Genomic DNA, 16,636 nt, shown 5'->3' with positions numbered 1-16,636 from the left:
GAACGAGGAGGGATGGATGTACATGGTGTATTGGACCACCATCGAGGACGCGGCCGGCGTGCCGCATGCCCAGCCTTTCGACACCACTGACATGGTGGCGGCGATGAAGTTCATGGAAGAGCTGCGCGCGCGCCAGCGCGCGGGCGAGGCGCTGTGCTTCATCACCATGTGTTCGGAACATCCGGACGTGGTCGGGCACCCCGGGGTCGATGTGACGGGCCCCGACTACAACTGGAAGAAGCGCAGGCGCTAGCTTTTCAGCCGGTGCTTGAGCACCTTGCCGCTGGCCGCCGCCGGCAGGCTGTCCATGAAGACGATCCGTGCCGGGCGCTTGTACGGGGCCAGGCGGGCCGCGGCCCAGTCCGCGAGCTCGTCAAGCGCGAGCGCGCCGCCGGCCGCCGGCTGGACGAAGGCCACCACTTCTTCGTTGCCGTCCGGCAGGCTGCGGCCGACCACCGCCGACTGCGTCACCGCCGGGTGCGCGTTCAGCACCGTCTCGACTTCCAGCGGATAGACCTTGAAGCCGGAGCGGATGATCAGCTCCTTGCTGCGCCCGGCAATGAACAGGGCGCCGTCCGGATCCTGGCGCGCCAGGTCGCCGGTGTCGAGCCAGCCATCCGCACTCAGCACGGCCGCGGTCCCGTCCGGATCGCGGTAATAACCCTGCATCACATTCGGGCCGCGCACGAACAGCTGCCCGTCCGCTCCCTCGACCCGTACTTCGACGCCCGGGATCGCATGGCCGACCGAGGTGTCCGCGCGCGGCGCATCCAGGCGGGTCTGGCTGACCGTGGGCGCGGCCTCGGTCAAGCCGTAACCGTTGTGCAGCGGGACGCCGAGCAGGCTTTCCAGCTCGCGCTTGAGCAAGGGGTCGAGCGGCGAACCGCCGGCGTAGGCGAAGCGCAGCCTCGAGTCCAGCGGCGCCGCGACCTTCCCGGCGCTGCACAGCTCCAGCAGGCGCGCATACATCGCCGGCACGCCCTGCACGATGGTGAGGCCCCCGCTGCGGATCGCGTCCAGCATGGCCTGCGGCGTGAAGCGCGGCGACAGCAGCAGGCAGGCGCCGGCGTAGAGTGTCCCCAGCAGCACGGATGTCAGGCCGTAGACGTGCGAGACCGGCAGCACGCCGTAGGCCAGGTCGGCAGGCGCGAGGCCGCGCAGGCGGCTCGAGACGGCGGCCACGAACAGCAGGTTGCGGTGGCTGAGCATCACGCCCTTGGGACGGCCGGTGGTGCCGGTGGTATAGACCAGGGCGGCGATCTGCTGGGCGGCCGCCGGTTCCGGCGCATCCGCTGCCGTCCCGGCGCCGTCGCCGTGCAGGCTGGCCAGCAGCCCGCCATGCGCCTGCGTGCCCGCGCCTGCACGCGCCGCGTGGGCCGCCGCATCGGGCGAAGCCAGCGCCGTGTACAGCACGACGCGCGCGCCGCAATGCGCGCGGATGGCGTCCAGCTCCGGCGCGGTCAGGCGCGCGTTGACGTTGACGAACCAGGCGTCCAGGCTGGCGACGGCGAACAGTGCGCCCACCTGCGCCGCGCAGTTCTCGCTGACCAGCATCACGCGCTCGCCGGCCTGCACCCCGAGGCCGCGCAGCCAGGCGGCGCAGGCCTCGATCTCGTCCTGCAGCGCGCGGTAGCTGAGCGTGCGCCCGTCTTCGCGCAAGGCCGGCGCCTCGGGCGTGGCGTGCGCATGCCCGCGCACGATGGCGTCGATGCGCGCCGGCAGCGCGTCCAGCAGGGAAGGCACGTCGATCATGCGGGTTTTTTCGGGAAGGTTTCGTGGATCGATTCGATGGCGCCGGTGCGGCTGGCATCGTAGCCGGGCAGGGCGTTCACCAGCCGATGATAGCCGGGCTGGCGCAGTACCGCCAGCAGCTGGGCCATCAGGCTGTCTTCGAGGGCGTCGGTGTGCAGGGCGAAAAAATAGCGTTCGCGCAGCAGCGGGATGAAGCCGAGCTTGAACTGCTCGGCCGCGGTGCGCATGCCGATGCCGACATCGGCCATGCCGCTGGCGATGTAGGCGGCCACCGCCGAGTGGGTGAATTCGGCGCTGTTCCAGCCATTGATTGCATCGAAGTCGATACCGTCCCGCTCGAGCATCATCTCGAGCAGCATGCGGGTGCCGGAGCCGGCCTGGCGGTTCACGAAGCGCACATTCGGGCGCGCCAGGTCGGCCAGGCCCTCGATGCCGAGCGGATTGCCGGGCGCGACCAGCAGGCCCTGCTGGCGTGCGCAGATGTGGACCAGGCAGTGCCGCTCCGGGTCGAGCCAGCGCAGGTAGCGCAGCGCCGTCGCTTCTTCGAATTCGCCTTCCGGCACGTGAAAGCCGGCCAGGTCGCACTCGCGCCGCGCCAGCGCGGCCACGGCGTCCAGGCTGGTGCGGTAGCGCAGCTCGACCGGCAGTTCAAGCTTGTCGAGGTAGCCGGTGAGGGCGGCGACCGCGAAGCCGTGGCTGGCGTCCATGCGGATCGTGCGCAGGCCGACGCTGCGCAGGCGCACCTTGCCCAGTTCAGACTCGAGCTCGGAGGCCAGGCTGTCCAGCGTCGGCGACAGGCGCGCGGCAATGCGGCGGTCGGCCCAGACCAGCTTTTGCGCGAGCAGGGTCAGGCGGGTGCCGCGCCCGCGCCCGGTCTCGAGCAGGGGCTCGCCGAACAGCTCCTCGGCTTCGCGCAGCACGCCCCATGCATAGCGGTAGGACAGCCCGGCCGCCTTGGCCGCCGCGGCGATCGAGCCGTGATCCTGGATCGCCAGCAGCAGCGCCAGCAGGGTAGCGGTGTCGAGCGGCGCCTCATTGTTGAAGCTGATTTCCCAGTGCGGACGAATATGGACCTTGAGCATCGTGTATATGCTTTATAAAGCCTATTTATGACAGGGAAGGCCCATGATACCCTCCGCGTTGCAGTAAACGTATTCCAGAAGTATATGCTTTTTAAAACATATTAGTTCAAACAAAAAATACGGAGGAGACATGGCATTACTCGATATGCTCGACAAGGAGCACACCATCGCCAGACCCGGCTTCAACCGCTGGCTGGTTCCGCCGGCGGCATTGGCAATTCACCTGTGTATCGGCATGGCCTATGGCTTCTCCGTGTTCTGGCTGCCGCTGTCGAAGGCGATCGGCATCAAGGAATCGGTGGCCTGTCCTGCCGACATGAGCTTCTTCGCCGAGATCACGTCCACCACCTGCGACTGGAAGATCTCGATGCTGGGCTGGATGTTCACCCTGTTCTTCGTGTTCCTGGGCCTGTCGACCGCGCTGTTCGGCGGCTGGCTCGAACATGCAGGCCCGCGCAAGGCCGGCGTGGTGTCGGCCCTGTGCTGGTGCGGCGGCCTGGTGATATCAAGCCTGGGCATCTACACGCACCAGATCTGGCTGATGTGGCTCGGCTCGGGCGTCATCGGCGGCATCGGCCTTGGACTGGGCTATATCTCGCCGGTCTCCACCCTCATCAAATGGTTCCCCGACCGCCGCGGCATGGCGACCGGCATGGCCATCATGGGCTTCGGCGGCGGCGCCATGATCGGCGCGCCGCTGGCCGACAAGCTGATGAAGCACTTCGCCACCGCCACCTCGGTCGGCGTGTGGGAAACCTTCCTGGCCCTGGCCATCATCTATTTCGTGTTCATGATGGCCGGCGCGCTGGCCTACCGCGTCCCGGCCAACGGCTGGAAGCCGGAAGGCTGGACCGCGCCGGCAGCCAAGAGCGGCAAGGCGATGATCACCAACCGCCACGTGCACGTCAACCGCGTGTGGGGCATCCCGCAGTTCTGGCTGGTCTGGCTGGTGCTGTTCCTGAACGTCTCGGCCGGCATCGGCATCCTGGCGATGGCCTCGCCGCTGCTGCAGGAAGTCTTCGGCGGCAAGGTGATCGGCGTCGACCTCGCGTTCAATGAGCTGAGCGCCGCGCAGAAGGCGCAGATCGCCACCATCGCCGCCAGCTTCACCGGCCTGCTGTCGCTGTTTAACATCGGCGGCCGCTTCGCCTGGGCCACCTGCTCCGACTACATCGGCCGCAAGATGACCTACTTCGTGTTCCTGGTGCTGGGCTTCGTGCTGTACTCGGCGATCCCGTCGCTGGCGCACGGCGGCCACCTGCCGCTGTTCGTGCTGTCCTTCTGCATCATCCTGTCGATGTACGGCGGCGGCTTCTCGACCGTGCCGGCCTACCTGGCCGACCTGTTCGGCACCCAGATGGTGGGCGCGATCCACGGCCGCCTGCTGACCGCCTGGGCCGCCGCCGGCGTGATGGGGACCTCGCTGATCAACTACATCCGCGAGTATCAGATCGCCCACGGCGTCGCCAAGGCGCAGGCCTACGATACCGTGATGTACGTGCTGGCCGGCCTGCTGGTGCTGGGCTTCATCTGCAACCTGCTGGTGCGTCCGCTGGCCGACAAGTACTTCATGAGCGACGCCGAACTGGCGGAGGAAAAGCGCCGCGCCCATGAGCGCGACATCGCAGCCTCGGCCGGCAGCCGTGCCGGCGCGGCCAGCGACTCGATGGTGGCCGGCGTGTCCGGCGGCGCCGCGATGGCGGCCGCTCCGGTGGCGTCCAACGGCACGCTGGTGACGCTGCTGGCCTGGGCCGCGGTCGGCATCCCGCTGCTGATCGGCGTGTGGATCACGCTGCAGAAGGCGATCGTGCTGTTCAAATGACCGGCATCGCTTGAACGCGTGGGCGGGGGCCGCCCACCCTACGGCCCGAAAGCCCACGCGTTCGACGAACCTCGAACCAGCTGAACGATCCAACGATATACGCAACACAGGAATTCCATCATGAACCATCCCGTCATCCCCATTGCCGTGCAGGGCGCCAGCCGCCAGCGCAAGCGCGAGGCCCCGAAGGGCCGCCGCGCCGATCCGCAGGCCCTGCGTGAGGTGCAGGACCTGCTGGGCGACAGCCCGCGCCGGCGCGACCTCCTGATCGAATACCTGCACAAGATCCAGGACGCCTTCGGGGCCCTGTCCGCCGTTCACCTGGCCGCGCTGGCCCAGGAGCTGAAGCTGGCCCAGTCCGAAGTCTACGAGGTCGCCACCTTCTACCACCACTTCGACGTCCTGCGCGACGGCGAGGCGGCGCCGGCAAGCCTGACCGTGCGCGTCTGCGCCGGCCTGTCCTGCGAGATGGCGGGCGCTTCATCGCTGCTGGACAGGCTGCCGGGCATCCTCGGCGCCGAGGTGCGCGTTCTGGCCGCGCCTTGCGTCGGCCGCTGCGAGCAGGCGCCGGCGGCGCTGGTCGGCCAGCATCCGGTGCCGCAGGCGACGCTCGATGCCGTACTGGCTAAAGTAAGGGCAGGGGAGAGGACCCATGTGCACCAGGGCCATGCGGACCTGGCCGCCTACCGCGCCGGCGGCGGTTACGCGCTGCTGCGCGATTGCGTCGAAGGACGGCGCGAGGTCGACAGCGTGATCGCGGCGCTGGAAGCCTCGGGCCTGCGCGGCCTGGGCGGCGCCGGCTTCCCGGCCGGACGCAAATGGCGCATCGTGCGCGCCGAACCGGGTCCGCGCCTGATGGCGATTAACATCGACGAGGGCGAGCCCGGCACCTTCAAGGACCGCGTCTACCTCGAGCGCGATCCGCACCGCTTCCTGGAAGGCGCGCTGGTCGCCGCCTGGGCGGTCGGCATCGACACCATCTACATCTACCTGCGCGACGAATACCACGGCCTGCGCGCCATGCTGGAAGCCGAACTGGCGCTGCTCCGCGCAAACCCGCCGGTGGACAACATGCCCGAGCTGATCCTGCGTCGCGGCGCCGGCGCCTATATCTGCGGCGAAGAGTCGGCCATGATCGAGTCGATCGAAGGCAAGCGCGGCATGCCGCGCCTGCGCCCGCCCTACGTGGCCCAGGTCGGCCTGTTCGGCCGCCCGACCCTCGAACACAACTTCGAGACCCTGCACTGGGTGCGCGACATCGTCGAGCAGGGGCCGGAGCGCTTCGCCGGCTACGGCCGCCACGCTCGGCGCGGGCTGCGCTCGTTCTCGGTCTCGGGCCGGGTGCGCGAGCCGGGCGTCAAGCTGGCCCCGGCCGGCATCACGATCACCGAGCTGATCGAAGAATACTGCGGCGGCATGCAGGACGGCCACCAGTTCTACGCCTACCTGCCGGGCGGCGCCTCGGGCGGCATCCTGCCGGCCTCGATGGGCGACATCCCGCTCGACTTCGACACCCTGCAAGCCTACGGCTGCTTCATCGGTTCGGCCGCGGTGGTGGTGCTGTCGAACCAGGACAGCGCCAAGGCCGCGGCCCTGAACACGCTGCGCTTCTTCAAGGACGAGTCCTGCGGCCAGTGCACGCCCTGCCGCGCCGGCACCGCCAAGGCCGTCGCCATCATGGAACAGCCGGCCTGGGATACCGAGCTGCTGGCCGACCTGTCCCAGGTGATGCGCGACGCCTCGATCTGCGGCCTGGGCCAGGCCGCGCCGAATCCCTTCGACTGCGTCATCAAGTACTTCCCGCATGAGCTGAAAGAGGCCGCCCAATGAACGCGAGTCTACAAACCGTCACCTTTACCATCAACGGCAGGGAAGTACAGGCCCTGCGCCACGAAACCCTGATCGAGGTCGCGGACCGCGAGGGCATCGAGATCCCGCGCCTGTGCTACGCCGAAGGCATGGAAGCGGTCGGCAACTGCCGCTCCTGCATGGTCGAGATCGACGGCGAACGCGTGCTGGCGCCGTCCTGCTGCCGTCATCCGAGCCAGGGCATGAAGGTCACGACCGACAGCGAGCGCGCCGTGAAGGCGCAGAAGATGGTGCTGGAGCTCCTGGCGTCGGACATGCCCGAGAAGGACTACACGCGCCACAACGAGGTCGACGAGTGGGCCTTGAAGCTCGGTGTCGGCAAGCCGCGCTTCCCGGCCACGCGCAGGGAGCCGCAGCAGGACGCCACGCACGCCGCCATCACCGTCAACCTCGACGCCTGCATCCAGTGCACGCGCTGCGTGCGCGCCTGCCGCGACGAACAGGTCAACGACGTGATCGGCCTGGCCTTCCGCGGCCAGGATGCGAAGATCGTGTTCGACCAGGACGACCCGATGGGCGCTTCGACCTGCGTGGCCTGCGGCGAATGCGTGCAGGCCTGCCCGACCGGCGCCCTGATGCCGGCGCGCGACGCCGCGCTGAGCGTCCCCGACAAGAAGGTCGACTCGGTCTGTCCCTACTGCGGCGTCGGCTGCCAGCTGACCTACAACGTCAAGGACAACAAGATCCTTTACGTGGAGGGCCGCGACGGCCCGGCCAACCACGGCCGCCTGTGCGTGAAAGGCCGCTACGGCTTCGACTACGCGCACCACCCGCACCGCCTGACGAAGCCGCTGATCCGCCGCGCCGGCGTGCCGAAGACCGGCGACTTCACGATGGACCCGAGCACCGTGATGGACGTATTCCGCGAAGCGAGCTGGGAAGAGGCGCTGGATCTTGCCGGCGGCTCGCTGGCGCGCATCCGCGACAGCCATGGCAAGCGCGCGCTGGCGGGCTTCGGCTCGGCCAAGGGCAGCAACGAAGAGGCTTACCTGTTCCAGAAGCTGGTGCGCACCGGCTTCGGCAGCAACAACGTCGACCACTGCACCCGCCTGTGCCATGCCTCGTCGGTGGCCGCGCTCCTGGAAGGCATCGGCTCCGGCGCGGTCTCGAACCCGGTGATGGACGTGACCCGCGCCGAGGTCGTGATCGTGATCGGCGCGAACCCGACCGTGAACCACCCGGTGGCTGCGACCTGGATGAAGAACGCGGTGCGCACCGGCACCAAGCTGATCCTGATGGACCCGCGCCGCTCGGAGCTGGCGCGCCATGCGCACCGCCACCTGCAGTTCAAGCCGGACACCGACGTCGCCCTGCTGAACGCGATGATGCACGTGATCGTCAACGAAGGCCTGGTCGACAAGAGCTTCATCGAGAGCCGCACCATCGGCTACGACGAACTGGCGAAGAACGTCGAAGGCTACAGCCCCGAAGCCATGGCCCCGATCTGCGGCATCGATGCGGAGACCATCCGCTATGTGGCCCGCCTGTACGCGAGCTCGAAAGGCTCGATGATCCTGTGGGGCATGGGCGTATCCCAGCACGTGCACGGCACCGACAATGCGCGCTGCCTGATCGCGCTGGCCCTGATGACGGGCCAGATCGGCCGCCCCGGCACCGGCCTGCATCCGCTGCGCGGCCAGAACAACGTGCAGGGCGCCTCCGACGCCGGCCTGATCCCGATGATGTACCCGGATTACCAGCGCGTCGACAACGCCGCCGCGCGCGCCCGCTTCGAGCAGGCCTGGGGCATGCCGCTGGACGACAAGCCCGGCCTGACGGTCGTCGAGATCATGGACGACATCCTGGCCGGCGGCATCAAGGGCATGTACATCATGGGCGAGAACCCGGCCATGTCCGACCCCGACGCCAACCATGCGCGCGAAGCGCTGGCCGCACTCGATTGCCTGGTGGTGCAGGACATCTTCCTGACCGAGACCGCTTACCTGGCCGACGTGATCCTGCCGGCCTCCGCCTTCGCCGAGAAGGCCGGCAGCTTCACGAATACCGACCGCCTGGTCCAGCTGGGCCGCCAGGCCATCCTCCCGCCGGGCGATGCCAAGCAGGACCTGTGGATCATCCAGCAGATGGGCCAGCGGCTCGGCCTGCCGTGGAACTATGGTCATGTGTCCGAGGTGTTCGACGAGATGCGCAGGCTGATGCCCAGCATCGCCGGCATCACCTGGGAGCGCCTCGAGCGCGACGGCGCCGTGACCTATCCGTGCATGGTCGAGGGCGACCCCGGACAGCCGGTGGTGTTCCACGACAGCTTCCCGCGCGGGACCGGAGACGAGCAGGGCAGGGCGCGCTTCGTCCCGGCCGACATCATCCCGGCCAACGAACGTCCCGATGCCGAGTATCCGATGGTGCTGATCACCGGCCGCCAGCTCGAGCACTGGCATACCGGCAGCATGACCCGGCGCGCCGGCGTGCTGGATGCGATCGAGCCCGATCCGGTGGCCCTCGTGCATCCGCTCGACCTCGAAGCGATGGGCGGCCGGCCGGGCGACGTCATCACGATCACCTCGCGCCGCGGCGAGGTGGCGCTGTATGCGCGCGCCGACGACAGTTCGCCGCGCGGCGCCATCTTCGTCCCCTTCTGCTACTACGAGGCGGCGATCAACCGGCTGACCAACTCGGCGCTCGACCCCTTCGGCAAGATCCCCGAGTTCAAGTATTGCGCGATCCGGGTGGCGCTGGGCGGGGAAATGGCGCGCCAGGGTTCCTACGGTGGCGGCCAGATTCTGGCAGCCGTGGCACAATCACATAATGAATGAGCAACGTTACCGACCTCGACTGTCTCACGCAAGCGCCAGCCTGACCCATGAAGTGACGGCGGTCGACGAGCGTGGGCGCCGTTCGATGCTGCACATCCCGGCCGAGCGGCCGCTCACGGTCTACGTCGACAAGCGCGAGCTGGTGACCCTGATGACCCTGGGCGGCGCGCCCGAAATGCTGACCCTGGGCTACCTGCGCAACCAGCGCCTGGTGCGCGACCTCCATGACGTGGTCTCGATCCAGGTCGACTGGTCGGTGGACGCGGTGGCGGTGGTGACCCGCAAGGGCATCGCCGGCCTCGAGGAGCGCACCGCGAAGAAGGTCGTCACCACCGGCTGCGGCCAGGGTTCGGTGTTCGGCGGCCTGATGGACGAGGTCGACCAGATCCACCTGCCGGAAGATGCGCGCCTGACCCAGTCCGTGGTCTACCGCATCGTCGAGACGATCCGCACCCAGCAGTCGGTGTACAAGCAGGCCGGTTCGGTGCACGGCTGCGCGCTGTTCTCGAACACGGGCGAGCTGCTGTACTTCGTCGAGGACGTCGGCCGCCACAACGCGGTCGACGCGATCGCCGGCCTGATGTGGCTGGACGGGGTGCGCGGCGAGGACAAGGTGTTCTACACCACCGGGCGCCTGACCTCCGAAATGGTGATCAAGGGCGCCCAGATGGGCATCCCCTTCCTGCTGTCGCGCTCCGGCACCACCCAGATGGGGCATATGGTGGCGGAGAAGGTCGGCATGTCGCTGCTGGCGCGCTGTACCGGGCGGCATTTCCTGCTGCTGGCGGGGGAGGAGCGGCTGGTGTTCGAGCCCGAGTTCCTTGACGCGCTGGAGGCGGAGCGCCAGCGGCATTATGCCTAAGCACGACGTCGTTCCCGCGATCCCCTGCGTCGCCCCCGCCTTCGCGGGGATGACGGTAGGCCATGCTTGACGCCACCCTGCGCGCCTTCGCCCTGCTGTTCTCGGGCGATCCCGACCTGTGGCGCATCATCTGGGTGTCCTTGAAGACCAGCGTGGTCGGGCTGCTGCTGGCCACGCCCCTGGCCGTGCTGCTGGGCTACCTGATCGCCATGCACCGCTTCCGCGGGCGCCGCATCGCGATCTGGCTGGCGCAGGCGGCGCTGTCGCTGCCGACCGTGCTGATCGGCCTGCTGCTCTACCTGCTGCTGTCGCGCCATGGACCGATGGGCGGGCTGCAATGGCTGTTCTCGCAGCCCGGCATCGTCGCCGGCCAGTTCGTGGTCGCGCTGCCGGTGCTGCTGGCCTTCACGCTGGCGGCGGTGCAGGGCATCGATCCGCGTTACGCCGAAACCGCGGTGGCGCTGGGCGCCTCGCGCTGGCAGACCATGCTGCGCGTGCTGCACGAGGCGCGCTTCGGCGTGATGGCGGCGGTGCTGTCGGGCTTCGGCCGCGTGATCTCGGAAGTCGGCTGCGCCCTGATGGTGGGCGGGAACATCGAAGGCGAAACGCGCACCATCACCACCGCCATCGCCCTGGAGACCAGCAAGGGCGAGTTCGCGCAGGGCATCGCGCTGGGCATCGTGCTGGTCACGCTGGCGCTGCTGATGAACGGCGCGCTGATGCTGCTGCAGGGCGACGCCCATGCGGCACGCGAAAGAGGCTGAGGGGAGCGCGGATGAGCTTCACGATCCATACCAGCATCAGCGCGGCGGTCTACGAGAACGAGGGCATGCAGCCACGCGACGAGCGCCGCAAGGCCCTGCTGGGCGTGCGCGGCCTGCGCAAGCGCCATGGCGCGCACCTGCTGTTCGATATCGACGTGCTGGACATCGCCACCCACAGCGCCTATGTGCTGACGGGGATGAACGGCGCCGGCAAGAGCACGCTGCTGCGCGTGCTGGGCGGCCTGGAGCGCGCCGAGATCGACGATATGCGCTTCGAGACCGAGGAGGTGCTGCGCGTGCACCCTTACCCGCGCGCGCTGCGCGAGGCCATCGTCTACGTGCACCAGCATCCGATCCTGTTCTCGACCAGCGTCGCCGACAACATCGGCTATGGCCTGAAGGTGCGCGGCGTGCCGAAGGAGGAGGTGGCGCGCATGGTCGAGGAAGCGATGGTCTGGGCCGGCGTCAGCCACCTGACCGGGACCAACCCGGCACTGCTGTCGGGCGGCGAAAAGCAGCGCGTGGCGCTGGCGCGCGCCAAGGTCCTGAATCCGAAGCTGCTGCTGCTCGACGAGCCGACCGCCAACCTGGACGGCCCGGCGCGCGAGCAGGTGATCGAATTGATCCCCACCGTGGTCGAAGCGGGCGGCACGATCATCATCGCCTGCCATGACCGCGACCTGATCAACCTGCCCGGCGTGCAGCGCCTCAAGCTGCGCGACGGGCGTCTCGAAGTCCGTTAACAAGAAGGAGTAGATATGCAACGTCGTCTGTTCAGCCTCGCCCTGGTCTGGGGCGCTACCCTCGCGATGTCCACTGCGCCGGCGCACGCGCAGGATGCCAAGGTGCTGCGCCTGTCCACCACCACCAGCACCGAGAACTCCGGCCTCCTGACCTACCTGCTGCCGAGCTTCGAACAGAAATACGGCATCAAGGTCAACGTGATCTCGGTCGGCACCGGCAAGGCCCTGGAACTGGGCAAGAACGGCGACGTCGACGTGACCCTGGTGCACGCGCGCCAGCTGGAAGACAAGTTCGTGGCCGAGGGTTGGGGCATCGACCGCCGCGACGTGATGTACAACGACTTCATCGTGGTCGGCCCGAGCTCGGATCCGGCCGGCGTGAAGGGCATGCACGACGTGCTCGGTGCATTCAGGAAGATCGCCTCGGCCAAGGTGAAGTTCATCTCGCGCGGCGACAATTCAGGCACCGACGTGATGGAGAAGGCCTACTGGAAGGAAGTCGGGACCAGGCCGCAGGGCGCCAGCTACGTCTCGGCCGGCCTGGGCATGGGCGAGGTGCTGAACATGGCGGCCGAGATGAACGCCTACACCCTGACCGACCGCGCCACCTACGGCGCCTATAAAGCCAAGACCGGCCTGGCGATCGTGGTCGAAGGCGACAAGCGCATGTTCAACCCCTACGGCATCATCGCGGTGAACCCGGAGAAGCACAAGGGCATCAACTACAAGGGCGCGACCCAGCTGATCCAGTGGATCACGTCGCCGGAGGGGCAGGCGAAGATCGCGGCCTTCAAACCGGCGGGCGAACAGCTGTTCTTCCCGTCGGCTGCCAAGTAAGCAAAAGCGCTCACGCGAGCGCGTGCATCACATCCTGCACCGGAATCGCCTTGACCCAATCGCGCCGCTGATGGGCGGTGATGACGGTGCTGTTGGCCTTGTCCACCGGCGCCCATTCCGGCGTCTTCTGGCGCATCAGCGCGACCACCGGCACGCCGACGGCGTTCGCCAGGTGCATCACGGCGGTTTCCACCGAGACGATCAGGTCGCACTGGGCCAGCATGGCCGGCAGCTGGAAGAAGTTCTCGTTGGCGCTGAACAGCTCGGTGCGGTCCAGCTGGCGTTCGGCCAGCAACGTCTTGACGCGCTCGACTTCCTGCGGCACCGCGTTGACGATGAAGCAGGCGTCACGCCATTCCGGCTGGGCGCGCATGGTGGTGATCAGTTCGGCCACGCGCTCGACCGGCCAGCAGCGCTTGCGGGTCTTGGCGAAGGGATTGATGAAGACCAGCTTGCCGCAGCGCTTGTCGAAGCCCCATTCGTGCAGGCGGGCCTTGGCGCCATCGACGTAGCGTTCCGGGATATGGACGAAGGGAATCCGTTCGCGCGGCGGGATGTCGACGTTCGCCAGCAGGCGGAACCATTCCGCGTGCACGTCGCTGATGTGCGGTGCAGCGCTGCGGTCGGCCACGTCCGGGTCCAGGGCGGCGTCCAGCTTGCGGTAGGTGAAGTAATGCGGCAGGCCGGACAGGCGCATCGGCTTCTTCAGGCCGACCACGAAGCCGTCCGGGCTGATGCGGCGCGCCAGGTTGGCGTAGAAGTGCGGACGCAGGGTGCCCAGCGAGACCACGATCGGGTAGTGCTCTTCGCGCGCTTCCCCGATCGAGGCTTCGAACAGCTCGGGCGAGTAGTTCTGCTTGTAGACCTTGTCGATGAAGTCGCAGGCGTCGAGCCAGTCGTACAGCACGTTCTTCTTGAGGTGCGGCCACTGCGACGCATCGCTGGTGCGGCGGACCTCGTCGACCCACAGGTGCAGCTTCAGGTGCGGGTAGGCCCGCGCGAACGCCTGGAAGCAGTTCTGCAGATACGTGTAATCGCCCAGCGCCAGGTGGGCGATGAACAGGATCTTGTCCGACTTCTTCAGCAAATCGGAAGGAATGAGTGGGTCGTTCATTGTCTCTTACGGGTCGCCAGTCAGCTCTTGGCTGTCGCCGACGCCGCCAGTGTTCAATCAGAAAGCCTGCCGATCATCTTGATGAATGATGATTCGGCAGCGCCGGTCGGTCGGCTGGTCGCTCCTGCAAGCATATCGCTTGGAACCGCGCTACCACCAACTCTCGAAATATCAGCAAATTGTCACAAATTGTAGTCCAAACTGGGAAAGAGCGTTGCCCTCAACCAGATATTTAACGGTATTGTCCTGTAGGCGCAACAGGAACTGAGCAGGATGACAAACGCATGTCGCGCAACTGGCAAACCTGGCGTGTAAACATCACACTGCGATCACATCAGGATCACGTCGTACTGTTCCTGGTGATAGCCTTTTTCGACCTGCAGCGAGATTTTCTTGCCGATGAAATCACCCAGCATCGCCAGGTGCTGCGATTCCTCCTCGAGGAACAGGTCGACCACTTCCTGCGAGGCCAGGATGCGGAATTCGCGCGGGTTGAACTGCTTGGCTTCGCGCAGCAGTTCGCGCAGGATCTCGTAGCAGATGGTGCGCGAGGTTTTCACCTGTCCCTTGCCGCTGCAGGCGGGGCAGGGCTCGCACAGGATGTGGGCCAGCGACTCGCGCGTGCGCTTCCTCGTCATCTCGACCAGGCCGAGCGCCGAGAAGCCGCTCACCGAGACCTTGGTGCGGTCGCGCGACAGGGTCTTCTTGAGCTCCGCCAGCACGGCGTTGCGGTGCTCGTTGTTCTCCATGTCGATGAAGTCGAGGATGATGATGCCGCCCAGGTTGCGCAGGCGTAGTTGACGCGCGATCGCGTGCGCCGCTTCCAGGTTGGTCTTGAAGATGGTGTCGGCAAAATTGCGCCCGCCGACGAAGCCGCCGGTGTTGACGTCGATCGTCGTCATCGCCTCGGTCTGGTCGACGATCAGGTAGCCGCCCGACTTCAGGTCGACGCGGCGGCCCAGCGCGCGCAGGATCTCTTCCTCGACGCCGTACAGGTCGAACAGCGGGCGCTCGCCGGTGTAGTGCTGCAGGCGCGAGAGCACGCTGGGGGTGTAGACCTGGGCGAACTCGACCAGCTTCAGGTAGTTCTCGCGCGAGTCGACCAGGATCGCCGCGGTCTCGTCGTGGACGAAATCGCGCAGCACGCGCTGGGCCAGGTTCAGGTCCTGGTACAGCAGGCTGGTGGCGGGGCGGGTGCGCGCGCCGGTGGTGATCGCGCCCCAGGTCTTGCGCAGGTAGTCGATGTCGGCCGCCAGGTCGGCATCCGAGGCGTCTTCGGCCTGGGTGCGGACGATGTAGCCGCCTTTTTCTTCCGGCGGCAGCAGGCCCTGCATGCGCGCGCGCAGCGCCTCGCGCTCGGACTCCTTCTCGATCTTCTGCGAGATGCCGATGTGCTTGTCCTGCGGCAGGTAGACCAGCATGCGGCCGGCGATCGAGATCTGGGTCGACAGGCGCGCGCCCTTGGTGCCGATCGGATCCTTGATCACCTGCACGGTCAGCACCTGGCCGTCGAACAGGATTTTCTCGATCGGGGTCGGGGCGGCATTGCCGCCGCCGCTATTACCGTTGTTGCCGTCGTGGGGCCGGGCTTCCCAGATGTCGGCCACGTGCAGGAAGGCTGCGCGCTCCAGGCCGATGTCGATGAAGGCGGACTGCATGCCCGGCAGCACCCGCACGACCTTGCCGAGATAGACATTGCCGGCCAGGCCGCGGGTGAGCGTCCGCTCGATGTGCAGCTCCTGCACGGCTCCCTGTACCACCAGCGCGACGCGCGTTTCCTGCGGGGTGATATTGATCAGGATATCTTCAGTCATGAGGGGGCGGCCGTGCGTTTATTGTTCAGGATGACATGATACACGCCGGGACCGCAGGGTGGGCACCCATGCCCACGCATAACGGAGAGCCCACCCTACAGAAGCGGAATGCCCGCCTTTTTCAACAGCTGCGCCGTCTCGAACACGGGCAGGCCCATGATGCCCGAGTGGCTGCCCTCGATATGCTCGATGAACAGCGCCGCCAGGCCCTGGATGCCGTAGGCGCCGGCCTTGTCGTAAGGTTCCGGGGTGGCGCAATAGGCCTTGATGGTCGCCGGCGACAGGGTAGCGAAGCGCACGTTCGACACCTGCGTCACCTGCTCGGCGATGTTGGTGTAGTGCAGGGCCACCGAGGTCAGCACCTGGTGGGTGCGGCCGGACAGTCGCGCGAGCATGGCGGCGGCTTCGTCCTTGTCGGCCGGCTTGCCGAGGATCGCGCCGTCGATGGTGACGGTGGTGTCGGCCGACAGCACCGGACGCAGCGGCTGGCGGCGCAGGTGCAGCACGTTCAAGGCGAATGCGCCTTTCTCGCGCGCTACCCGCGCCACATAGTCGAGCGGCGATTCGCCGGGACGCTCGTCCTCGCTGACGTCGGCGCCGCGCGCCGGATCGGAACGCAGGCTGAGCAGTTCGAATTCCACGCCAACCTGGCGCAGCAGTTCGCGCCGGCGCGGGCTTTTCGAGGCGAGGTAGATTTTTTTATCGAGGAGTTTCATCCCTAAACCCTATGGTAGGGGTGGTTCTGGGTAATCGACCAGGCACGATATAACTGTTCCGCCAGCATCACGCGCACGATTCCGTGGGGCAGTGTCATGCTGGAAATGCGGATCAGGCCATCGGCGCGCGCTTTCAGCTCGGGGTCGAGGCCGTCGGCGCCGCCGATCAGGAAGGCGCAATCGCGTCCGTCCTGCTGCCAGGCTTCCAGTTGCTGGGACAGGCCGACGCTGGTGAGGTCCTTGCCGCGTTCGTCGAGGGCGATGATGCGCACGCCCTTCGGCAGCACGGCTTCGATGCGCTCGCGTTCGAGCGCCATTGCGGTGGCCGCCGTCTTGCTGCCCGAACGTTCGACCGGCTTGATTTCCTTCAGCACGATGCGCAGCTCGGGCGGCATGCGCTTGGCGTACTCGGCAAAGCCGGTCTCGATCCAGGCCGGCATCTTGTGGCCGACCGCGACTATCATCAACTGCATCGAAGCTTATCCGA

Annotated in this window: 14 protein-coding genes; 8 read left to right on the top strand and 6 right to left on the bottom strand. The window is 67.2% G+C overall.

The window, feature by feature from the left end; all coding sequences use genetic code 11:
• The first annotated feature begins 16 nt into the window (after positions 1-16).
• The gene (locus tag AM586_RS11000) at positions 17-253 is read left to right on the top strand and encodes a hypothetical protein (RefSeq protein ID WP_047821893.1); all 237 of its coding nucleotides are present in this window, start codon (positions 17-19) and stop codon (positions 251-253) included.
• Here the strand turns inward: AM586_RS11000 and AM586_RS10995 are convergent.
• Both AM586_RS10995 and AM586_RS10990 read right to left on the bottom strand, forming a co-directional pair.
• On the bottom strand, positions 250-1,752 hold the full coding sequence (locus AM586_RS10995; RefSeq protein WP_047821895.1) for a class I adenylate-forming enzyme family protein: 1,503 nt from the start codon (positions 1,750-1,752) through the stop codon (positions 250-252). The two genes, AM586_RS11000 and AM586_RS10995, sit on opposite strands and share 4 nt — an antisense overlap.
• A complete protein-coding gene (locus AM586_RS10990) occupies positions 1,749-2,834 on the bottom strand; it encodes a substrate-binding domain-containing protein (RefSeq protein WP_047821898.1) in 1,086 nt (361 codons plus the stop codon). Before AM586_RS10990 ends, AM586_RS10995 begins: the two co-directional genes overlap by 4 nt.
• A gap of 130 nt (positions 2,835-2,964) precedes the next feature.
• On the opposite strand from AM586_RS10990, the gene AM586_RS10985 reads away from it, so the two are divergent.
• From AM586_RS10985 to AM586_RS10955, 7 genes are all read left to right on the top strand, one after another.
• A complete protein-coding gene (locus AM586_RS10985) occupies positions 2,965-4,656 on the top strand; it encodes an OFA family MFS transporter (protein WP_047821901.1) in 1,692 nt (563 codons plus the stop codon).
• 120 nt (positions 4,657-4,776) lie between these two features.
• Entirely contained in the window at positions 4,777-6,486 is a 1,710-nt protein-coding gene (locus tag AM586_RS10980) for an NADH-ubiquinone oxidoreductase-F iron-sulfur binding region domain-containing protein (RefSeq protein ID WP_047821903.1), read from the top strand.
• Positions 6,483-9,299 (top strand): formate dehydrogenase subunit alpha, encoded by a 2,817-nt coding sequence (gene fdhF / locus AM586_RS10975; RefSeq protein WP_047821905.1) that lies wholly within the window; start codon positions 6,483-6,485, stop codon positions 9,297-9,299. Before AM586_RS10980 ends, fdhF begins: the two co-directional genes overlap by 4 nt.
• Entirely contained in the window at positions 9,292-10,161 is an 870-nt protein-coding gene (locus tag AM586_RS10970) for a formate dehydrogenase accessory sulfurtransferase FdhD (protein ID WP_047821907.1), read from the top strand. Before fdhF ends, AM586_RS10970 begins: the two co-directional genes overlap by 8 nt.
• 62 nt (positions 10,162-10,223) lie before the next feature.
• Positions 10,224-10,925, top strand: coding sequence for an ABC transporter permease (locus AM586_RS10965; protein WP_047821909.1), 702 nt, complete (start codon positions 10,224-10,226; stop codon positions 10,923-10,925).
• 65 nt (positions 10,926-10,990) lie between these two features.
• Positions 10,991-11,668: an energy-coupling factor ABC transporter ATP-binding protein gene (locus AM586_RS10960; protein WP_047822115.1), complete on the top strand. Its 678-nt coding sequence runs from the start codon at positions 10,991-10,993 to the stop codon at positions 11,666-11,668.
• A 66-nt stretch (positions 11,669-11,734) separates the two neighbouring features.
• Positions 11,735-12,505, top strand: a complete 771-nt coding sequence (locus tag AM586_RS10955; RefSeq protein ID WP_047822118.1) for a substrate-binding domain-containing protein — start codon at positions 11,735-11,737, stop codon at positions 12,503-12,505.
• Positions 12,506-12,515: 10 nt separating this feature from the next.
• On the opposite strand, the gene AM586_RS10950 is transcribed toward AM586_RS10955, so the two are convergent.
• The 4 genes from AM586_RS10950 to rlmH all read right to left on the bottom strand — a co-directional run bounded on the left by AM586_RS10950 (position 12,516) and on the right by rlmH (position 16,622).
• Positions 12,516-13,619 (bottom strand): glycosyltransferase family 9 protein, encoded by a 1,104-nt coding sequence (locus AM586_RS10950; RefSeq protein WP_047821911.1) that lies wholly within the window; start codon positions 13,617-13,619, stop codon positions 12,516-12,518.
• 329 nt (positions 13,620-13,948) lie between these two features.
• Positions 13,949-15,433, bottom strand: coding sequence for a ribonuclease G (gene rng, locus AM586_RS10945; protein WP_047821913.1), 1,485 nt, complete (start codon positions 15,431-15,433; stop codon positions 13,949-13,951).
• Positions 15,434-15,528: 95 nt separating this feature from the next.
• On the bottom strand, positions 15,529-16,149 hold the full coding sequence (locus AM586_RS10940; protein WP_047821915.1) for a nucleoside triphosphate pyrophosphatase: 621 nt from the start codon (positions 16,147-16,149) through the stop codon (positions 15,529-15,531).
• A gap of 2 nt (positions 16,150-16,151) precedes the next feature.
• Positions 16,152-16,622, bottom strand: a complete 471-nt coding sequence (gene rlmH, locus AM586_RS10935; RefSeq protein ID WP_047821917.1) for a 23S rRNA (pseudouridine(1915)-N(3))-methyltransferase RlmH — start codon at positions 16,620-16,622, stop codon at positions 16,152-16,154.
• Positions 16,623-16,636 lie beyond the last annotated feature (14 nt).

Source organism: Massilia sp. WG5 (genome assembly GCF_001412595.2).
GTDB lineage: Bacteria > Pseudomonadota > Gammaproteobacteria > Burkholderiales > Burkholderiaceae_D > Telluria.
The sequence above is the reverse complement of the archived record's forward strand: the minus strand, read 5'-3'. Positions and strand labels throughout refer to the sequence as shown.